Annotated in this window: 1 protein-coding gene; it reads right to left on the bottom strand. The window is 35.0% G+C overall.

The genetic code is table 11. The annotated features are described in order from the left end of the window. Positions 1-128: 128 nt before the first annotated feature. The gene (locus NSB25_RS29080; protein WP_016226243.1) at positions 129-707 is read right to left on the bottom strand and encodes a DUF6144 family protein; all 579 of its coding nucleotides are present in this window, start codon (positions 705-707) and stop codon (positions 129-131) included. Positions 708-1,038: the final 331 nt, after the last annotated feature.

Below are 1,038 nucleotides of genomic sequence, written 5' to 3'. Positions count from 1 at the left end.
GATCTGTTCCTCTAATGGAGGTCTTCCTCCCATGATAAAACGGCAGCGATACTATGATTCCCTGAAAGAAGAAGCATAGGATACAAAATCCTTGAGGAAAATGTGTCAACTAATCTTGACAAAATCATTTATTGAAATGTAATTCTCAAAAGACAAAAATCAAATCCTTGCCGTATGCTTTGCACAATTTCTACATAGACAGGTTTTTCAAAAACAATCTCAAATAATTTTTTGTTATATCCAGCAGTGCAGTGACACCATGTTAATGAATTTGAATTTTTTGCTTTTTCTAACATAGGACATTCACAAGTAAACATTTTTGTATACAGTTGATTATCTTTAATAAACCAACCGGCACCATTTTCGTTCAGAGCATTGACAAATCTATGCAAATCCTTATCCAAAGAGAGATAGAGTTGTTTCAAGTTATTTGCTGTATCTTCTAACCTACCATTTTCATTACAATAGCACTCTTGGCGAATGTTTTTTACCGTTTTTTTATCAAATCTATTTTCAAGAATAGCAGATAGCTTTTCTACCCACTCGGCTCGAATGTCTGGTGTTGAATTTATAGATAATGGAATTTCCTTTATTATGCTTTCTGCAACTTCCCTTGATACATTCTTTTCCAAACTATGTTTCAACCTCATTAACTCATCTATTTCTAATGTCGGAGAAACTTGCTCTGGCATAGAAAAATTTTTCATATTCTTTCTCCTTAAATTTCGATTTGTTAAATTGTTCAATGTCATTATCTTACCACAAACGCATACACAATTCCATTAAATTTTCTTTAATTTCCCTTTGCCTTGTTATTTGCAATCATCATCTGCCTTGCCCGTTCCCTCTGCTCTGTACTGAACGCCCTCGGCTTGCGGTAGCAGACGTATGACTTTGGAAAAGAATAGGTCTGATTTTGTCAAGATTAGTTGACACATTTTCCTCAAGGATTTTGTATCCTATGCTTCTTCTTTCAGGGAATCATAGTATCGCTGCCGTTTTATCATGGGAGGAAGACCTCCATTAGAGGAACAGATC

Source organism: Acetatifactor muris, from assembly GCF_024623325.1.
In the GTDB taxonomy this organism is placed as follows: domain Bacteria; phylum Bacillota; class Clostridia; order Lachnospirales; family Lachnospiraceae; genus Acetatifactor; species Acetatifactor muris.
Note: the sequence above shows the minus strand (reverse complement) of the source record. Positions and strands in the feature narration are given on the sequence as shown.